This window comes from Spirillospora sp. NPDC048911 (genome assembly GCF_043198015.1).
Taxonomy (GTDB): domain Bacteria; phylum Actinomycetota; class Actinomycetes; order Streptosporangiales; family Streptosporangiaceae; genus Spirillospora.
In genome coordinates, this window is sequence record NZ_JBICUD010000026.1 from 1 (window position 1) to 2,043 (window position 2,043).

A 2,043-nucleotide genomic window follows, 5' to 3' on the forward strand; every position below is an offset into this window, starting at 1 on the left:
GAAACCCGCTACCCGGGTTCATGGCGATGCCTACGGCGCTGCTCCAACGAGGATCCGTTTCGGCGACTATCAGATTGGTAAGCGTCAGTTTGGTAAGCACTCGACCCGCCTCGGTAATTCATGGCCGCAACGCCGCACGACGTGAGCGCGGACCTGAACCATTGGCCTTTCACGCTGGCGTCCCTCGCCTTAGGCGCTCGTCTCCTTCGGAACCAGCCTGCGTCACCTTTCGCCACGACCCTCAAGGAAGAGTCGCGGAAGCGTCGAAACTCGCTGGAGGTCTGCCGGCCCTGCCGTCCGGCCGGAGGGGCCGATCACACCGCGACCGGTCCTCGACCGGCGATCCACCGGCGTGCCGGAGCGTGGCGAGGCGACCGAGATCTGCGGCGGCCTCGGCGTCCTGGCGACCGCCGCCGCCTTTCCGAGGAATGGAGACCTAGGTGGGTCAGAGGAGACGGTCGAATGCATAGCAATCTGATAGTCGCCAAGATGGATCCTCGTTCGAGCGCAGACGTGGCCGGCCTCTTCAGCGCCTTCGACGAGACCGATATGCCGCATCGCATGGGGACGCGGCGGCGCCAGCTGTTCTTGTTCCGCGGGCTCTACTTCCATCTTCAGGACTTCGATGACGAGGACGGCGGAGAGCGCATCGAGCAGGCAAAGAACGATCCACGGTTCCTGCAGATCAGCCAGGACCTCAAGCCCTACATCGAGGCCTACGACCCGACTACCTGGCGATCCCCGGCGGACGCCATGGCGAAGAGGTTCTACCTCTGGGAATCCGCATGACCGGCCGGCGGGTGGTCATCACCGGGATCGGGGTGCTGGCGCCAGGGGGGATCGGGGTCAAGAACTTCTGGAGTCTTCTCAGCGAGGGCCGGACGGCGACCAGGCAGATCACCTTCTTCGATCCGTCCGCGTTCCGTTCGAGAGTCGCGGCCGAGGTGGATTTCGACCCCTGGGAGCACGGGCTCGGGCCGCAGGAGATACGCCGCATGGACCGGGCGGCGCAGTTCGCCGTCGTCACGGCGAGGGAGGCGATGGCCGACAGCGATCTCGACCTCAGCGGCATCGCGCCCCATCGCGTCGGGGTGAGCGTCGGCAGCGCCGTGGGCGCCACCATGAGCCTGGACCAGGAGTACCGGGTGGTCAGCGATGGTGGCCGGCTCGAACTCGTCGACCACGAGTACGCCTCCCCGCACCTGTACGACTACTTCGTGCCGAGTTCCTTCGCGGCCGAGGTCGCCTGGTCGGCCGGCGCCGAGGGCCCGGCCACCGTGGTCTCCACCGGCTGCACCTCGGGGCTGGACTCGGTCGGCTACGCGGCCGAGCTGATCCGCGACAACTCGGCCGACGTGATGATCGCCGGCGCCGCGGACGCGCCGATCTCACCGATCACCGTGGCGTGCTTCGACGCGATCAAGGCGACCACGCCGCGCAACGACGATCCCGCGCACGCGTCCCGGCCGTTCGACCGCACCCGCAACGGCTTCGTTCTCGGCGAGGGCGCCGCGATGTTCATCCTGGAGGAGCTCGGGGCAGCGCGCCGCCGCGGCGCGCATGTGTACGCCGAGATCGCCGGCTACGCCTCCCGGTGCAACGCCTTCCACATGACCGGCTTGCGCCCGGACGGCAGCGAGATGGCCGAGGCGATCCGGGTGGCCCTCGACGGGGCGAGACTGAATCCGCAGGACGTCGACTACGTCAACGCGCATGGCTCGGGAACCAAGCAGAACGATCGACATGAGACCGCCGCGTTCAAGCGCAGCCTCGGCGATCACGCCCGCCGTGTCCCCGTGAGCTCGATCAAGTCGATGGTCGGCCATTCGCTCGGCGCGATCGGCTCGATAGAGATCGCGGCCTCGATTCTGGCCATGGAGAACAACGTGGCGCCGCCCACAGCGAATCTGCACGAGCCCGACCCCGAATGCGACCTCGATTATGTGCCGCTGACCGCCCGTGAATGGAGCATCGACACGGTGCTGACGGTGGGTAGTGGGTTTGGGGGGTTCCAGAGTGCGTTGGTGTTGGGTGATTGTGATG

General features: G+C 67.0%; 2 protein-coding genes. Both read left to right on the top strand.

Annotated features, from left to right (window positions below; genetic code table 11):
- Positions 1-462 precede the first annotated feature (462 nt).
- Positions 463-789, top strand: coding sequence for a TcmI family type II polyketide cyclase (locus ACGFNU_RS50635; RefSeq protein ID WP_392604172.1), 327 nt, complete (start codon positions 463-465; stop codon positions 787-789).
- On the top strand, positions 786-2,043 hold a 1,258-nt coding region (locus tag ACGFNU_RS50640; RefSeq protein WP_392604174.1), incomplete at its 3' end, for a beta-ketoacyl-[acyl-carrier-protein] synthase family protein. The genes ACGFNU_RS50635 and ACGFNU_RS50640, both read left to right, overlap by 4 nt.